Annotated in this window: 14 protein-coding genes and 1 other annotated feature; of the genes, 5 read left to right on the top strand and 9 right to left on the bottom strand. The window is 28.5% G+C overall.

Annotated elements, in window-relative coordinates:
- Window positions 1–10: 10 nt before the first annotated feature.
- The 5 genes from panB to KGF48_RS04190 all read right to left on the bottom strand — a co-directional run bounded on the left by panB (window position 11) and on the right by KGF48_RS04190 (window position 5,317).
- On the bottom strand, window positions 11–838 hold the full coding sequence (gene panB, locus KGF48_RS04210) for a 3-methyl-2-oxobutanoate hydroxymethyltransferase (protein WP_227828171.1): 828 nt from the start codon (window positions 836–838) through the stop codon (window positions 11–13).
- A complete protein-coding gene (locus KGF48_RS04205; protein WP_227850128.1) occupies window positions 813–1,751 on the bottom strand; it encodes a DUF2520 domain-containing protein in 939 nt (312 codons plus the stop codon). The genes panB and KGF48_RS04205 overlap by 26 nt, the downstream gene beginning before the upstream one ends.
- A 429-nt stretch (window positions 1,752–2,180) precedes the next feature.
- Window positions 2,181–2,519 carry a DUF2325 domain-containing protein gene (locus KGF48_RS04200; RefSeq protein ID WP_021385441.1) on the bottom strand — a complete coding sequence of 113 codons (339 nt, stop codon included), beginning with the start codon at window positions 2,517–2,519 and terminating at the stop codon, window positions 2,181–2,183.
- 283 nt (window positions 2,520–2,802) lie between these two features.
- On the bottom strand, window positions 2,803–4,119 hold the full coding sequence (argH, locus tag KGF48_RS04195) for an argininosuccinate lyase (protein ID WP_227828170.1): 1,317 nt from the start codon (window positions 4,117–4,119) through the stop codon (window positions 2,803–2,805).
- An 87-nt stretch (window positions 4,120–4,206) separates the two neighbouring features.
- Window positions 4,207–4,417, bottom strand: a binding site (T-box leader).
- Between the two features lie 78 nt (window positions 4,418–4,495).
- Complete coding sequence (locus KGF48_RS04190) at window positions 4,496–5,317, bottom strand: Cof-type HAD-IIB family hydrolase (protein ID WP_227828169.1); 822 nt, start codon at window positions 5,315–5,317, stop codon at window positions 4,496–4,498.
- A 359-nt stretch (window positions 5,318–5,676) separates the two neighbouring features.
- Here KGF48_RS04190 and KGF48_RS04185 point away from each other — a divergent pair, with 359 nt between their 5' ends.
- A complete protein-coding gene (locus KGF48_RS04185) occupies window positions 5,677–6,780 on the top strand; it encodes a pyridoxal phosphate-dependent aminotransferase (protein WP_227867765.1) in 1,104 nt (367 codons plus the stop codon).
- Between the two features lie 65 nt (window positions 6,781–6,845).
- Here KGF48_RS04185 and KGF48_RS04180 read toward each other — a convergent pair whose 3' ends face one another.
- A complete protein-coding gene (locus KGF48_RS04180; RefSeq protein WP_227867764.1) occupies window positions 6,846–9,485 on the bottom strand; it encodes a cation-translocating P-type ATPase in 2,640 nt (879 codons plus the stop codon).
- 325 nt (window positions 9,486–9,810) lie between these two features.
- A complete protein-coding gene (locus KGF48_RS04175; protein WP_227856284.1) occupies window positions 9,811–10,458 on the bottom strand; it encodes a M15 family metallopeptidase in 648 nt (215 codons plus the stop codon).
- 279 nt (window positions 10,459–10,737) lie between these two features.
- Here KGF48_RS04175 and KGF48_RS04170 point away from each other — a divergent pair, with 279 nt between their 5' ends.
- Both KGF48_RS04170 and KGF48_RS04165 read left to right on the top strand, forming a co-directional pair.
- Window positions 10,738–11,628 (top strand): TetR/AcrR family transcriptional regulator, encoded by an 891-nt coding sequence (locus KGF48_RS04170; protein WP_227841078.1) that lies wholly within the window; start codon window positions 10,738–10,740, stop codon window positions 11,626–11,628.
- A gap of 3 nt (window positions 11,629–11,631) precedes the next feature.
- Window positions 11,632–13,041 (top strand): MDR family MFS transporter, encoded by a 1,410-nt coding sequence (locus KGF48_RS04165; protein ID WP_227828164.1) that lies wholly within the window; start codon window positions 11,632–11,634, stop codon window positions 13,039–13,041.
- A 157-nt stretch (window positions 13,042–13,198) separates the two neighbouring features.
- Here KGF48_RS04165 and KGF48_RS04160 read toward each other — a convergent pair whose 3' ends face one another.
- Window positions 13,199–13,579 (bottom strand): RidA family protein, encoded by a 381-nt coding sequence (locus KGF48_RS04160; protein WP_227432527.1) that lies wholly within the window; start codon window positions 13,577–13,579, stop codon window positions 13,199–13,201.
- Window positions 13,580–13,673: 94 nt separating this feature from the next.
- On the bottom strand, window positions 13,674–14,891 hold the full coding sequence (gene ilvA, locus KGF48_RS04155; RefSeq protein WP_227867763.1) for a threonine ammonia-lyase: 1,218 nt from the start codon (window positions 14,889–14,891) through the stop codon (window positions 13,674–13,676).
- A gap of 656 nt (window positions 14,892–15,547) precedes the next feature.
- Here ilvA and aspD point away from each other — a divergent pair.
- Both aspD and KGF48_RS04145 read left to right on the top strand, forming a co-directional pair.
- The gene (gene aspD / locus KGF48_RS04150) at window positions 15,548–17,176 is read left to right on the top strand and encodes an aspartate 4-decarboxylase (RefSeq protein ID WP_227841080.1); all 1,629 of its coding nucleotides are present in this window, start codon (window positions 15,548–15,550) and stop codon (window positions 17,174–17,176) included.
- Window positions 17,177–17,296: 120 nt separating this feature from the next.
- Complete coding sequence (locus tag KGF48_RS04145) at window positions 17,297–18,292, top strand: asparaginase (protein ID WP_227828161.1); 996 nt, start codon at window positions 17,297–17,299, stop codon at window positions 18,290–18,292.
- Window positions 18,293–18,356 lie beyond the last annotated feature (64 nt).

Raw genomic sequence — 18,356 nt, 5'->3', positions numbered from 1 at the left:
ATCCTTAATCTTAGTATAATTTTTCTAATTCAGATTCATTTATTGAAAAGCTATGCTTTTCTTGTGGAAATGCACCAGTTTCAACTTCTAGTATGTAATTTTTAATTGAATCTTTCATTATATCTCCTATATTTGCGTATTGCTTTACAAATTTAGGTACAAAATCTCCAAACATCCCCAACATATCTTGATAAACTAAAATTTGACCATCACAATTAATTCCTGCTCCTATCCCTATTGTAGGAATTGAAATAGAATTAGTCACCATCTCAGCTATTTTAGCAGGAACTCCTTCAAGGACAATAGAAAAGGCTCCTGCTTTTTCTATTAATTTAGCATCTTCAATAAGTTGTTTTGCTGTTTCACTAGTATTTCCTTGAACCTTAAATCCACCAAATGAATTTACAGATTGAGGTGTTAGTCCTAAATGGCCCATTACAGGTATTTGAGCATTTACAATGTTTTTTATTTGTTCTATAACGTTTGAGCCACCCTCTAATTTTACAGCATGTGCCCCACCTTCTTTTACAAGTCTGCCAGCATTTTTAACAGCATCTTCTATAGAAACATGGTAAGATAGAAATGGCATATCACTTACGATTAAGGCATTTTTTGCACCATTTTTTACAGCTTTTGTGTGATATATAATTTCATCTATAGTAACAGATAGAGTGTTTTCTTCACCTTTTACTACCATTCCTAATGAATCTCCTATTAAAATACCATTTATGTTACATTCATCCATTATTTTTGCCATTGAGTAATCATAAGCTGTAAGCATAGACAGCTTCCTTCCTTCACTTTTAGCATTTTTAAAAGTCAGTATAGTATTTTTCATTGTTTTTTCCTCCTAAAATTTTGTAAATCTCTTTGTATTTTTCAGATTTACTTATTAAATTTTCGACTGCATTTTCTATAGAAATATTTTTTGTACATTTTAATGAATCTTCATTTTCCAAGGCAATTATTTTTAGTAGATTTAAGGAGAGTATTTTGTAAATATCTTCATCTTTTTTATCTAATGCTGATAAATGTTTTTTTATTGGTGTTATATCCCCACGAACAACAGGTCCAGTAAGGGATTTAGTAAATCCATTATCAAGTATGTTTTCTATATTTATTTTGACCAAAGGATTTATAGCTTTTAAAGCTTCTTCTTCAGATAAACCCAATTTAATAAAGTAACTTACTCCTACATCTAGTAAAGATAACACTAAATTTGAAACTAAAACATTAGCTACATGATAAGTGGATGAAGTATTTTTATCTCTTATAAAAAACTGATTTCCTAAGCTATTTATAAAATTTTGAATAAATAAATCATCTTTTTCATTATCACCTTCTATGGAAAAACAAATGTCTTTCATTTTTTTAATATCAGTATTTTTATTGGAAAATGCAAATATAGGATGGACAGAATAAATTAATGCACCTGCTTTTTTTGAACAGAACAATATACTAGATTTTAAAGAACCACTTGTGTGGCAAATGTATTTATGTTTTAAATTAAATTTGGAAAGTTTTTTGTCTATGATTTCAATAGAATCATCTGATGTTGTAATAAATAATATATCATTTTCATAAATAATGTCTTTCAAGTTACTATAAATCTTTGTTTTTGTTAAATCTGTTGATTCTAATAAAGATAATTGATTTCTTCCATAAAAGCCTGTTACACAATAATCTTTTGACAAAAAATAATTTGCTAAAGATGTACCAACTTTTCCAGAACCAATAAATCCTATTTTAATAGTATCACCTCCAACTTGTGATACAACATCTTAATTTCCAATCTCATTCATGAAGATATGAGTTATATAAGACAAAATAATTAAAAACATTTAAAGTATAGTTCTTATAACAAGATACCATCCATGAATATTCTACCATTTAAATAAAAAATTGACAATTAATTCTACAAAAATTAAGTAAATGTGTTTTTATTTATATTTTCTTATTTTACTAAAAATGTACTTAACTTAAAAATAATTAAAATAATATTTTTATCATATTCTTCCATAATCTCTTTAACATTTTAGTTTTGTTAAAAATTAAAAATGTGCTCCTTCCTTCTATATTGTGATATTTTAATTATCACAACTTTTTGGAAGAATACACACTTTATTTTACACACTCAATTTATATTGAGTATGTATTCTCAAACTTATTAAATTATATATTTATGTATTTTTCTGTTTTTGCTTATCATTAAGTTTACATTTTGAACAGTTTCCTAGACATTCATCAACCATATCTAGACATTCATTAAATGCTACTTTACTACTATTTTTATGTCTTACGATTAATATATCTTGTTTTTTAGCCTGAGACTCAACTGTTCTAGACATCTTATGTGAAACTGTTGATGTAAGTATAACAACGGCATCAGGTTTTCCTATAGAGTTATTTAATTTAGATGACATAGTAGTGTATACTTTTGTTTTATAACCTTTTTTCTTGGCCATAACCATATAATCTTTTTCCATTCTTTCATGGCCACCAATCACTAATAAGTTCATTAGACTGCCTCCCGCCTTATTTGATATTGATTTTCATTATTATTTATATTATATATAATAATATCTAGAAATAAATTTGTCAACACTTATTGATATTAATTATCATTTTAATAATAGAAGGTTTTATTTTTAGTAACTTTTCAGTGTTAATAAATTTAAATTTATTGACACTAAAAAGTTATTGATATTGCATTATAAATAATGTTTTATATAATAAAAAGCTGTGAAATTTGATGATATCACTCATCAAATTCACAGCTTTTAAAAACTTAATCTATTACTATTATTTTAAATTCTTTTTTATTCCTTTGTTTAATATACTTTCATAATCGATAAAGTCATAAATATCTTCCTTAAATACAGCTGAAAACTTATGTAATTCTTCTAGTGTTAAATCTTCTATTGCTTTTTTATTGTCTTCACAATATATCACAATACTTCCAACTATTCCATGTGCATCTCTAAAGGCAACATTATTTTTAACTAGATAGTCAGCAACTTCTGTGGCATTTAAAAAACCATTTTTAACTGCTTGTTTCATTTTATCTTCATTTACCTTTAATGTAGCTATCATTCTTTCCATTATTTGTATACACATTTCAAGAGTGTGTACACTATCAAAGAATCCTTCCTTATCTTCTTGCATATCTTTATTATAAGCTAGTGGTATACCTTTCATCACTGTAAAAAGACCAAATAAATTTCCATATACTCTACCAGTCTTACCTCTTATAAGTTCTGCACCATCAGGATTTTTCTTTTGAGGCATTATACTGCTTCCAGTAGTATATAAATCATCTATTTCAACAAACCCAAATTCTTGTGAACTCCAAAGTATCAATTCTTCACTAAGTCTACTTAAATGCATCATTATAATTGAAAAATCACTCATTAGTTCTAATAAATAGTCTCTATCACTTACACCATCCATAAAATTATCTACAACTTTTTTAAACCCTAATTGCTCACAAGTTATATTTCTATCTATATCATGTGTAGTTCCTGCCAAAGCTCCACAACCTAAAGGTGACTCGTCCAATATCTCTATAGCATTTTTTATTCTTTTTTCATCTCTATCAAACATACTATAATATGCCATCAGGTGATGTTTAAAAGTTACCACTTGTGCTCTTTGAAGATGAGTATATCCTGGCATCATTACTGAATTTTTATCAGCAACATCTTTTATAGTTTCTTTAAATCCAGATATTAACTCCACTAAATCGCTTGCCTTTTCTTTCGCATATAATCTCATATCAACTGCAACTTGGTCATTTCTACTACGTGCTGTATGAAGTTTCTTCCCAACATCACCTATTCTTTGAATTAAGTTTATCTCAGTAAAACTATGTATATCTTCATAATCTCCATCTAATGCCAATTTTCCATTTTCAATATCTTCAAGTATTCCATTTAGACCTTCTGTTATAGCTTTTCCCTCTTCATCTGTTAAAAGCCCACATTTTACTTGCATATAGACATGTGCTATACTTCCTTCAATATCTTTTTTGTACAGCACACAGTCATACCCAAAAGATTTATTAAATTCTTCCATAAGTTGATTTTCAGCTTTTCTAAAGCGTCCACCCCATAATTTCATATTTTTCACCTCATATTTTAATTTTTTATATTTTAATTGTAATATTTTTACTTTAGCTAAAAATAAAAAATCTCTTGGTCAAAAAGACCAAGAGACGAAATATTCCGTGTTACCACTCTAGTTGATAAACAATGTTTACCCACTCTATTCTCTTAAGGCGAGATTACCTATTACCATACTGAATTTCAAGTAATATTCTCCAAAGCTCTCTTCAATATAAAGTATTATCATTAGGCTTACACCATCCCTAACTCGCTGAGACTTGCTTTATATCTACTCTCTTCTTCACTGAATCTAAATTTTTATATTTTACCTATTTGTATTATAATTACTATCTATAAAATAGTCAACCTATTTTTTCCTTTAAATGCCCTTTTTAAGAACTAAGTGACTCTTCTAACTCAAAAAACTTATAAATTGCTTTTGCAACTCCACTCTCTTGGTTGCTGTCTGTCACATAATCGGCCTCTTGTTTAATCAATTCTTCTGCATTTCCCATAGCTACACCAAGACCAGCAAATTTTATCATTTCTATATCATTGTAATTATCTCCAAATGCAATTATATCTTCTCTATCTATGTTCATTTTTTCAGCTAAAATTTTAACCGCATTGCCTTTATCAACACCAATATTCATAACTTCAATATTATTTGGCCAAGAAGAAGTTATTTTTATGCCTTGAACTTTTTTTAATTCTTTTCTTATTTCGTCTAAAATAGCTGGATTTTTTTCTTCTATTATTACAAACTTTAATATGTCATTTTTAGAAATCTCTTCTCTTAAATCATCTCTTACAATGACTTCTGTTTCAGAACCCAAAAACACACTTATTCTATCTTCACGTCCTTCTATTTTTTTTGAAAGCATAGAATCTATACTATTACATTGATAGTAAATATTGTATTTGTCTAGCACATCTAAAATATCTAGACATGTTTTTGTATCAATTTTATTTGAATATATTATATTTCCATTTTGTTCCCTTATCAATGAACCATTACAAGCTATTATTGGCATATCTTCTTTAAGAAAATCTACATTGCATTTAGCTGAATCGAAAGCTCTTCCTGTTGCTAAAGTTACATTAATACCACTTTTAATAACTTTTTGTAGTGCAGTTTTATTTTCATCAGTAACTTTATGGTTATTCCCCAATAAAGTTCCATCCATATCTGTTACAATCAATTTATATCCCATCATCCAACTCCATAACATTTTATTGTATACTTATATTTCCTTAATCTAATTTAAAGAATTACCCTTATTAAATTATATCATAACTTTACACTTAAACTATTCCAATTTATAAAATTAATAACATTCCTATACCTCCATATCAAAGCAAAATAAATCGTTTCTTGTAGTATTTTTCTGAATATTTTCAATTTATAGTCTTATAATGCTAGAAATTTTACAATATATGATATATAATCATATTAAATAAAGTGAGCTATTATAATATTTATATTCGTTTTTACTATTATGTATTTTCACAATATTTTAAATCTAGCAACTTTTTTAACATTTATTATTGACTAAATAAGGAGTGATAAACTATGAAATTAAAAATTAACAAAGCTATTGAAATGCAGTTGAAAAAAAGTTATGCCATAGAATCTGGTCATTGCGAAAATGTATTCGAGATAGATTGTGGCGAAGGTATAAACACAGTATCTTTCTCAAATAAAGCTGTGGAAGCTTTTAATGCTTTAGAATTTGATATGATAAGAGGATACCCGCATTCAATTAGTCTAAAAGACAATATAGTTGATTATTGGAAAGACTTTACAACACTAACTACTGATAGAATTTGTCTAGCTGATGGTTCTATACATGTTATTTATCTTTTAAATAGATTATTTATTGAAAAAGGAGATAAAGTTTTAGGATGTTCACCTCAATTTTCAGAATACGAAACAGACATAAAAATGCATGGTGCTACTTATGACTATGTTCTTTTAAAGAAAGAAAATAACTTCAAATTTAATGAAAAAGAATTTATTGAAAAAATAAATTCAGAATATAAAGTAATTTACATAGATAATCCAAATAATCCTACTGGACAAATTATACCTCTATCATCAATTGAAAATATAGTAAAAGAGGCAGAAAAATATGATATAGCTGTTATGGTAGATGAGGCTTATGGTGAATATATGCCAAAAGAAAATTCAGCTGTAAAACTTTTAAATGATTATGACAATGTAATTGTTTTAAAAACATTCTCAAAAGGTTTTGGTTTAGCAGGACTAAGAGCAGGATATGCAGTCCTTCCTGAACAACTTGTTAATCCTATTAAAAAGATTTCTACTCCTTACGAAATATCTGAAATCTCTCGTAGTATTGCAGCTAATTTATTAGACGATGTTCAATTTATAGAAGAATTAAAAGAAAAAACAAAAGCTATAAAAAATCAACTATTGATTCCATGGAAAAACCTTAACATAGCTGAGACTAGTGATACTGTATCTATAATGACAGTTGAACATAAAAACAAAGATATAGATTTACAACAAGAATTTGCAAAATTAAAAATAAGAGTTATATCTGGTAGCGATTTTACTGGACTTGATAAAAACTTTATAAGATTTAGAATGCCTGAAGAAAAAGAACTTCCTGAAGTTATAAAAGCATTCCAAATAATCGATAACTTAGAATAAATCTAACTATATATAAGGGACATATTGATTTTATCAATATGTCCCTTTAGTTTTAGTATTTTTAATTATTTTACAGTATTTCTATTCATTAATTTATTAAGTTCCATCAATATTGATGAAAGTAATGCTAAACCTAAACAAATTCCTAATTCATATAAACCAAATACTGTTGGAATAGAGAATATTCCTCTCAAAACTGGCATTAATGTTAAAGAGTAAAGTCCAAAACATATTAAAACTGCTCCTATAACATATTTATTACTAAAAAAGCCTAGTTTTACTATTGTCTGATTATTAGAACGTGCAGGCAATGTTTGCATTATTCTCGCTAATATTAAAGTTGAAAATGCCATCGCTACACCAAGTTCTGGTGATACTTGTAGCCCTATATATTGTGCAATTATTGTAACTATACCAATTATACACCCTCTTATAGCCACTGCTTTTAATGTTCCTCCTGCCAATATACTTTCATCTGGATGTCTAGGAGGTTTATTCATTATATTTTTTTCTGATTTTTCAAACCCTAATGCTATTGCTGGTAAAGAGTCATTTACTAGGTTTATAAATAAAAGTTGTAAAGCTGTAAATGGATTTGACCATCCTGCAAATACTGCAAATAAGATAGCCACTATGGCACCCAAGTTTCCTGCAAATAAATAAGTTATTGCTTTTATTATATTGCTATATACTGTTCTACCAACTTCAACAGCATTTACTATACTTGCAAAGTTATCATCAACTAATACCATAGCAGAAGCATCTTTTGCTACATCAGTACCACTTCCCATACCTATACCTATATCTGCTTGTTTTAAAGCTGGTGCATCATTGACACCATCACCAGTCATAGCAGTTATGTTATTCTTATGTTGCCATGCTTTTACTATACGAATTTTGTTTTCTGGAGAAACTCTGGCATATACACTTATATCTTCTAATTTTTTATTTAATTCTTCTTCACTTAATGCATCTAACTCTTTCCCTGTAAGTGCTAAATCTCCATCTTCCATTATACCTATTTCTTTTGCAATTGCTGCTGCTGTTGTTTTGTGGTCTCCAGTTATCATAACGGTTTTTATACCAGCACTCTTCGCTTCTTTTACTGCATCCATTACTTCTTCTCTTGGTGGGTCTATCATTGCCATTATACCAACCAATATCATATCATGTTCATCATCAATTGAAGGTGTAAAACCTTCTTCTGGGACATCTTTTATTGCAAATGCTAATACTCTAAGGGCTCTATTTGAAAACTCTTCATTTTTCTTCTTGTATTCTTCTATTATCTCATCTGTTATGTCTACTTTTGAACCATTTTTTAAAGCATATTTACATCTACTAAATACAATATCTGGAGCACCTTTTGTAAACATTATATAATCTCCATATATACTATTTACTGTAGACATAAGCTTTCTATCTGAATCAAATGGTATTTCATTTATTCTAATATATTTACTTCTTAATTTATCATAATCTAAATCGTTTTTGCTTGAATAATTTATTAATGCAACTTCTGTTGGGTCACCAACTTCTTTTCCATCACTAGTTATATGAGAATCATTACATAATGTAGAAACCATAGTCAACAATTTAGCATGATAAGAATAATTTATATTTTCTTTATTAAGCTCATCATTGTTAGTTCCATACATATAACAGTCCACAACTGTCATTTTATTTTGTGTAAGAGTACCTGTTTTATCAGTACATATAACACTTGTTGAACCTAAAGTCTCGACAGCTGGTAATTTCCTTATTATAGCTTGTTTCTTTGCCATACTATTTGTTCCAACAGCCAGTACTATAGTAACTATTGATGATAAAGCTTCTGGTATTGCTGCTACTGCTACAGCTACAGAAAACATGAATGAATCGAGAATAATTTGTGTCATTTCTCCATTCCCAGCCATCATGTAATTTCTTGCTACCTGAATTATAAATATTAAGAGTGCAAGTACTACAATACCTACACCAAGCTTTTTACTGAAAGCTTCTATTTTTTGTTGTAATGGTGTCAACTTATTTTCGGCAGTTTCTAAAAGACCAGCTATTTTACCCATTTCAGTCTCCATACCTGTTCCAGTTACTACAAATGAACCTCTACCATAAACTACTACAGCACCACTAAATACCATGTTTTTTTGGTCACCTAGACTTACATCTTCGTTTATTTTTTCTGTATGTTTTAGAACTGGTTCTGATTCACCAGTTAACATCCCTTCTACAACCTTTAATGATTGTGCTTCTATAAGTCTTCCGTCTGCTGGTATGTAATCACCAGCTTCTAAAAATACGATATCTCCAACTACTAAATTTTTTGCTGGAATTGTCATTTTCTTATTGTCTCTTATTACCTTTGCATTTGGTGCAGATAAATTTTTTAAACTTTCTAATGAACTTTCTGCTTTTTTTGTTTGTACAACACCTAAAACAGAGTTGATAATAATAACTGCAAAAATTATTATGGACTCTACAGTTTCACCTAAAAATATTTGTACTAAAGCAGCTATCAATAGAATTATTACCAGTGGGTCTTTAAAACTTTCTAAGAAAAGCTTATACGTAGGAACCTTATCTGCTTCCTTTAATTCGTTAGTTCCATTTTTTTCTAATAGCTCTTCTGCTCTTTCTTTGCTCAAACCATTTAAGCTTGAGTCTAAATTTTTAATTATTTCTTGATAAGTACTTTTGTAAGACATTTGTTGCCCTCCTCTTTAATAAATTTATTTTATGTTTGGGGACTCTTATGTATACTTGAAATTTGAAATTTTTCAAATAAAAAATTCCTTGAATAAAAAAAGCCCCCAAAACAAACATACTTAATGCTTATTTTGAAGGTCTTGCTATCAAGGAATTCCTTGCTAATTAACCGAGTATTTCTACTGTCCTGACGATTAATTACCACTTTCGTGTAAGCTACTCCCCTTCGAGTAGTTATCTTTAATTGTATCTACATTATAACACTTTACACAATTAATAGTCTAGCTTATTTTTTATTTTAACCTAAATTTAACAAATTATGGCTTAATCTATATGCAAATATTCTTCTAGTGTTAGATTGTTCATTGCAAAGTTTTTACTGTGTTCAGTTCCAACATATCTATAGTGCCATGATTCATACATGTATCCTGTTATATTTTCTTTTCCCTCTGGATATCTAAGTATAAATCCATACTTATATGCATTTTCATACAGCCACTTAGCTTCTTTTGTATTATTAAATTTTTTATTTGCCCAACAAGATTGGTCGTCTCCTCCAATATCAAATGCAAGTCCAGTTTGATGTTCACTTTCTCCTGGCTTAGCTGAAAATCTGTTTGCTTCCTTCTCACCATGTTTTTCTGCATATGAGTTAAATAATTTTTCTTGATATTTGTAACTTCTATATGTACTGAAGGCTTTTAGATTTAATCCTGCTTTTTGAGCATCTTTATTCATTTTATAAAAAGCATCTTTTGCTTCATTACTTTCTTGTGGAGAATAGTCTTCAGGTAAACTATACTTTTTGTTTGCTACTACAATATTATTTATTGATAGAACGTTCACACCTTTTCTATACTTACTTATTTCATATGCCATAATTTTATTTTCTCCACTAGAGATATTAATAAACATTTTTGCGAAAACTAGAAAAAATGCAAAAGCTATAATCAAACCTCTTTTCTTTTTCATATACTACACCCCCATAATTTAGATTTAATACCTAAAAAATTTAAAGACATTTTACTTCATAGTATAATCATATCATTAATTTATTGCAAATTCTTTAAACAATTCTTAAGAAACTCTTAAATTCTCCTTTATATTACTAAAACTAACAATATTTTTTTCAATTTTTTTATATCACAGGTCCAGATATTGATTTTTTTTCCAAATGATGTATAATGTATTTATGGAAACTTTAAAGTACTACTTAGTACTTATCGTTTTTATATGAAAGGAGATAGCCAATTGACTGACAAGCAAAAACTTATTATAACTATTGCTCAAAGAATCTTTGACCAAAAAGGTTTTCAAAATACTTCAATACTAGATATTGTAAAAGAATGTAAAATGTCTAAAGCTACTTTTTATAAACATTTTGAAACTAAAGAAAGTTTTATCTGTGAAATAATTAATTATTATGATGAAAAATTTTTAGAAATTATACATTCTATTAATGAAAATAAAGATATCCATCCATCTGAAAAATTAAAAAGAAAAATAATAGCTGTATGGGGAAATATTTTTTCTAGAACTACTATAAATACTTATGTGAGGGAAAATTTCTCTGAAGTGCAACGTAAAACGACAAGTAAGTTACAAAAAAAATCTCGTGCTAATTTATTAAATGAATATAAGTTGAGTTTATTTGATAATTATGGCAACAAAATAGAAAACATTCTATTTGATTTAGTTTTCTTACTAGATGCTCTAATTCACCAGTTTACATATATTATTCATATACAAAAAAGAGAAATAAATGTATACTTTATTGCTGAATTTACTATCCAAATACTCGATTTAGTTGTAGAAAATGCTGATAACCTAAATCCTTTAATTGAAAAATCAATGTTTTTATATGAACAAGAAGATGAAGCTTACTCTTCTCTTTATAGTAAATCATTATTTTTTAAAACAATACAGGATATAGAAGAGCTAATCAAAACAAACACTTCTCTTATTGAAAACCCTAAGTTACTAGAAGCATCAAAAAAATTATATGAAGAAGGAAAAAATCAACTATACGATTCTTTAATTATGGATGCAATGATTACATATCTAGAAAAAGAAGACATTTTGAGACCAAAAGTACTTTTATTGAATAGTATTAAAAATCAGTTAAAAAAGGAGACGTTATAAACTATGGAAATACAAAGTAATAGCAAAAACAATAAAAAAGGAAATTTGATAATAGCAATCGTAATGACTGGCGCTTTTATAAGCTCTCTTAGTCAAACATTACTGGCAACTGCACTTCCCAATATAATGTCAGATTTTAAAATTACTGCTGATGTTGGTCAGTGGTTAACTACAATTTATCTACTTATTGCAGGTATCATTATTCCTACAACAGCTTACTTGATAAATAGATTTAGTACTCGAAAATTATTTATTACATCAATGACTATCTTTTCTTTAGGATGCATTATTGCGCTTTTCTCTCGTGATTTTTCAACTATGTTGATTGCTCGTGTATTACAAGCAGTAGGTTCTGGCTCTTTAATGCCACTTTTACAAGTTATTATATTATATTTATGCCCTATAGAAAAACGTGGTACAGCTATGAGTCTAGTCGGTATTACAGTGGGATTTGCTCCAGCAATAGGACCAACTTTATCTGGATGGTTAGTAGATTCATTTGGTTGGCATAGTTTATTTTTGCTTCTTTCACCTATAGCTATACTAGATGTTATACTTTCATTTATATTATTAAAGAATGTTGGAGAAGCCCAAAAACTAAAACTGGATATACCTTCAATAATACTATCTTCTTTAGGTTTTGGTGGTTTATTGATTGGGTTTACTAATCAAGGTAATTATGGGTGGACTAATAGTGCCACATATTTACCAATAATATTAGGAATTGTATCATTAATTTTATTTACATGGCGTCAATTAAAATCTAAAGAACCATTCTTAGAATTAAGAGTTTTTAAAAATAAACCATTTCTTATTTCTACATTATTAATTATGATTGTATATGCTTCAATGATGTCTGCTACATTAATGATACCTCTATATATTCAATCTGTAAGGGGATTCTCTGCACTTGCTTCAGGTTCTTTAATGATGCCTGGTGCTATACTAATGGTTGCATTAAATCCAGTCGCAGGACGTCATCTAGATAAATATGGTCCTCACGCTCTATCAATATTAGGAACTGGATGTTTATTTTTAGGAACTTTATCTTTTGCGTTTTTAGGCAAGGATACATCTTTAATTCATGTATCACTAATGTATTGTATTCGTATGATTGGTATTTCAATGGTTCTAATGCCATTAACTACATGGGGAATTAAAACACTAGATAGAGAACTTATATCTCATGCTACAGCAATTAATAGTACACTTCGTCAAATATCTGGTGCTATAGGCTCTGCTATACTTATTACTATAATGACAACTGCTACTAAAAAAGCTCACATGAGTTCAGCTATCCTGTCTAATATTCATGGAATAGATGTGGCATTTTCAATAGCGGCCACACTTGCATTTATTGGATTAGTTATATCAATATGTTTTATAAAAGAACGACAAACTATTAGAAGTTAATATAAAAAAAGGAGGTGTCTCAAAATGAACTTTTTAGTTTATGAGGCACTCTTTTTTGTATGAAATCAAATGTATTTTCATCATTTCAACAATGAAAAAAAGGCTTATCTCTATTTTGAGACAGCCCCTTTTTTTCAGTTTGAAAAATATTGTAATCTTATAATACAGCTATTACTTCTATTTCAACTTTAACGTCTTTTGGTAATCTAGCAACTTCTACACAAGCTCTTGCTGGTTTATTTTCTCCAAAATACTCAGCATAAACTTCGTTTATAGCACCAAATTCATTCATATCTTTTATAAATACTGTAGTTTTAACTACATTTGAAAAATCAGCTCCACTTTCAGCTAATATTGCTTTAAGATTTTTTAGAGATTGAGCAGTTTGAGCTTGTACATCTCCTTCAACTACTTCCATAGTTTCTGGTACAAGTGGAACTTGTCCAGATACAAATAATAAGTTTCCAGCTTTTATAGCTTGAGAATATGGTCCTAAAGCTGCTGGTGCATCATTAGTATGCAATACTTCATGTTTCATATTAAAATCCTCCTAATTGGTTAATCTACTATACATAAAATGTATCTTCATACACTATTATACTATTTTTCTTGTATATTATATACACTTTTTATTATAATTCTATAATTTTAAAACCTTTTTCTTCTATTGCTTTCTTTATTTTCGCTATATGGTCATAATCTATTGTTTCTAATATAAATTCCGCACTTTGTTTTCCTAGAGCTTCACCTGCTGATAATTTACCTTGATTAGCACTTAAAATATTTCCACCATTCTCACTTATTATTCTAGTTAATTCAGCAAAGTTTCCTGGCTTATCTTCCATAATTGTGCTAAATGAATATCTTCTTCCTTCTTTAGCTAGAGCAACACCTATTATTCTATATAATGTATTTATATCTATATTCCCACCAGATATTATACACACTACATTTTCGTCTTTTGCTGGTACATATTTACCACTTAATATTGCAGCTGTACACACAGCCCCTGCACCTTCTGAAACTATTTTTTGACTTTCCATCATAAATAATATTGATTCAGCTATTTCTGTTTCTTCAACTACTACTATTTCATCAACTAATTCATTTATTATTTCAAAAGTTAAGTCTCCAGGAGTTTTAACAGCTATACCATCAGCTATTGTACTATCATTAAATGCTGTTGTTACTTTGCCGTTTTTAATTGACTCTTTCATTGAAGGTATATTTGCAGTTTGAACACCAACTATTTTTACATTAGGATTTAATGCCTTTGCTGCAACAGCAACACCAGATATTATTCCCCCACCACCAACTGGGCATAGTATAGTATCAACCTTATGGTTTAATTGTTCGAAAATTTCAAGAGATATAGTTCCTTGCCCTGCTATAACATATTTATCATTGAATGGATGTAAGAAAGTTGCTCCTGTTTCTTTTTGTATTTCAACAGCTTTTGCATATGCATCATCATAAACTGCACCATTTAAAACTACTTCTGCTCCATAACCTTTAGTTGCACTAACTTTTGCTAATGGTGCAGTTGCTGGCATTACTATTGTAGATTTTATACCAGTCATTTTTGCGCCTAATGCTACACCTTGTGCATGATTCCCTGCACTTGAAGCTATTACTCCACTTGCTTTTTCTTCGTCTGTTAAACTTGCTATTTTATTACAAGCTCCTCTTAATTTAAAAGACCCTGTTTTTTGAAGGTTTTCACATTTATAAAAAACCTTTGCGCCTGTTTTTTCGCTAAGTTTAACGCTTTCAAGTAAATCAGTTTTTTTAACTATGTCTTTAATGGTCTCTCTAGCTTCTTTCACATCTGTTAAGGTAACATTTATCATTTTATTCCACTCCCGTAAATCCAATTTTTATTTATTACTTTCTATATAATTCTATATCTTTTTTTTTTAAAAATCAACATGTAAACGATTTTTATAATTTTTTAATTAATCACAAAAAAACTAAAAATACAACAATTGAATACAATAAACACATATATTCAATTGAGTTACATTACACTAAATGATAATATTAAAATAATTTTTACCTTTTTATCAAAATAACAGTTTATTCTTTATTATTTTTACTAAAATTTATATTTATATTATTTTGTTTAATTAAAAATTGTTTTTTTTAATTCTCTTTAATAACATTAATATTACCAATCTAACCTAAAATATTTTTATAAACAACTTTAAACAAAAAGAAAGTTTTATTTTATACATTTTCATAATAATAAAACTATACCTTTTACAACAAATAAAACAAAAAAAATAAAATGCAAGTTAAATTAGAGTTTTATTTTACATAGTAATCATTTTTTATTAAAAGGTATTTTATCTTTTAACATACATTTTATAAAGCTAAATAGAGTTATTATTTTAATTTTATACTTTACTTTTTCTATAAACCTATTATAATTAAAGTATAATCATTTTAGGAACTTGTTTATTTTATTATAAAAATGTGAAACTTATTACATAAGGAGGAATTAAACATGAAAAATAATACTTATAAAGAAATCAAAAACATATATGGAAAAATAAGTCCTTTTGAATTTAAGGACAAATTAATAGATATTGCGAAACATACTGCAAATGAAAATCATAGAGAATTGCTTGATGCAGGTCGTGGAAATCCAAATTGGACTTGTTCAACTGCTAGAGAAGCTTTTTTCACTTTTGGTCATTTTGCGATTACTGAAACTCGTTCTAATTGGGATTTAGGTCATTTAGCTGGTATGCCTCAAAAAAAGGGCATTAAGGAAAGATTCTTTAAATATATAAATGAAAATATAGATATGCCTGGAGCGTACTTAGCTAGAGATATTATAAATTTTGGTATAAATGAACTTGGATTTGATGGTGATGAATTTGTTCATGAACTAGCCGATGGGATTATTGGTGATAATTATCCACTTCCAGATAGAATGTTACCTCATATGGAAAAAATAGTACATGATTATCTAGTTCAAGAAATGAAATATGATATATCAGGTAAATATGGTGATGTAGAAATATTCGCTGTTGAAGGTGCTACAGCTGCTATGTGTTATATATTTGATTCATTAATGGCAAATGAACTTCTAAAAAAGGGCGATACAATAGCTTTAATGACTCCTATATTTACACCTTATCTTGAGATACCTAATCTTCCTCGATATGATTTTAAAGTTGTAAACATAAACGCCAATGCAGTTGATGAAAAAGGTGCTCATACATGGCAGTATACTAAGAAAGAATTAGAAAAGCTTCGTGACAATTCTATTAAAGCTTTATTTGTTGTTAATCCTAACAACCCTGCATCTATAGCTATGGATGATACATCTTGTAATAATCTAATAGATGTAATTGAAAATTATAATAAGGATTTAATGATAATATCAGATGATGTATATGGGACTTTTGTAGAAGATTTTTCATCATTAATGTCAAAACTTCCTTATAACACTGTTGGAGTTTACTCTTATTCAAAATATTTTGGAGTTACAGGATGGAGACTTGGTACATTCGCTCTTCATAAAAAGAATGTTTTTGATAAAAAAATAAATGATTTAACTGGAGAATTAAAGAAATCAGTAGATAAGCGTTACAGTGATATGAGTCTTAACCCTTCTAGCCTTTCATTTATGGAAAGAGTTGTTGCTGATAGTAGACTTGTTGCTCTCAATCATACTGCTGGTCTTTCAACTCCACAACAAGTTCAAATGTCATTTTTCTCTGCATTTGCATTAATTGATAAAGTTGATGCCTACAAAAAACTTAATATGAGTATATGCCATAGACGCCAAAAACTATTGTTTGAAGCTTTAGAGCTTCCAGTTAATAAAAATAAAAATAATGCTGCATATTATACTCAGTTTGATATTGAAGAATGGGCTAAAATAAACTATGGAGAAGATTTATTCAGATTTATAAGTAAGAATGCATCTCCAGTAGATATACTTTATAGATTGGCTAATGATTATTCAGTAGTCTTACTTAGTGGAAATGGATTCTACGGACCTGAATGGTCAATTAGAATATCTCTAGCAAATCTATATGATGAAGCCTACACTAAAATAGGGAAAGCCATAAGAGAGATATTGAATAGTTATATTGCTGAATGGGAAAAAACAAAGAAATAATTCTAGTACACTGAAATATCTAAATTATGCGAATAAAAGAATTTATATAGACCTGAATAAATTTTTTTGATATAATCCTATCGGAATTATAAATTTTATTTGTGAAAGGCAGAGAATATTATGAGTATTAAGAAAAAAGTTGCCATAGTTTTTACTGGTGGAACTATATCTATGACAGTAGATGATAAAGTAGGTGCTGCTATACCAACTTTATCTGGGGAACAAATATTATCCATGGTCACTAACATTGATAAAGTTGCAGATGTTGAAGTTTTTAATTTTGATGAAATTCCAGGACCTCACATAACACCTTATAGAATGATGGAATTAAAAAATTATGTAAATGATTTATTAGCAAGAAAAGATATCACAGGAGTTGTAATAACACATGGTACTGATAGTTTAGAGGAAACTGCTTATTTTCTAGACCTTACAATTGACAACATTAAGCCTGTAATAGTTACAGGTGCTATGAGAAGTAGCTCTGAACTTGGTTATGATGGTTCAAGCAACTTATCTGCATCAGTTTGTACTGCTGTATCTAAAGATGCTATGGGTAAAGGAGTTCTTGTAGTTTTAAATAATGAAGTACTATTGGCTTCTGAAGCTACTAAAACAAATACACTTTCTTTAAATACATTTAAATCTTTAACTAGTGGTCCATTGGGAATAATCGACTGTAACGAACTTGTCCTTACAAGAGATATTGTAAATAGAACAATTATAGATACTGATAAGGTAGAATCTAAAGTTGCACTATTTAAAGCATATGTTGGAGAAAATGCAGATTTTATAAGATTTGCTGTTGATAGTGGATATAAAGGTATAGTTATTGAGGCTATGGGTAGAGGTAATATTCCTCCTCAGATGCTTTCTGGTGTTGAATATGCAAGGGAAAAAGGGCTTCCTGTTGTTATAGTTTCTAGATGCCATTCAGGTAGAGTATTTGATAGTTATGGTTACTTTGGTTCTGGTAGAGATTTAAAAAATATAGGATGTATATTTGGTGGAGACCTTCCAGGGCAAAAAGCTAGAATAAAACTTATTTTAGCTCTTGGAAAGACTAATAATATTGATGAAATCAAAGACTTCTTTGAAAAAGGAATCTATTGTTAATTATATTATTGCGTTTAGAATTTAAAATAAATTATATCATAGAGTTTAAAATAAAATTTCCCCC

The organism is Clostridioides sp. ZZV15-6388, assembly GCF_020657755.1.
Taxonomy (GTDB): Bacteria; Bacillota; Clostridia; order Peptostreptococcales; family Peptostreptococcaceae; genus Clostridioides.
The sequence above is the reverse complement of the archived record's forward strand: the minus strand, read 5'-3'. Positions and strand labels throughout refer to the sequence as shown.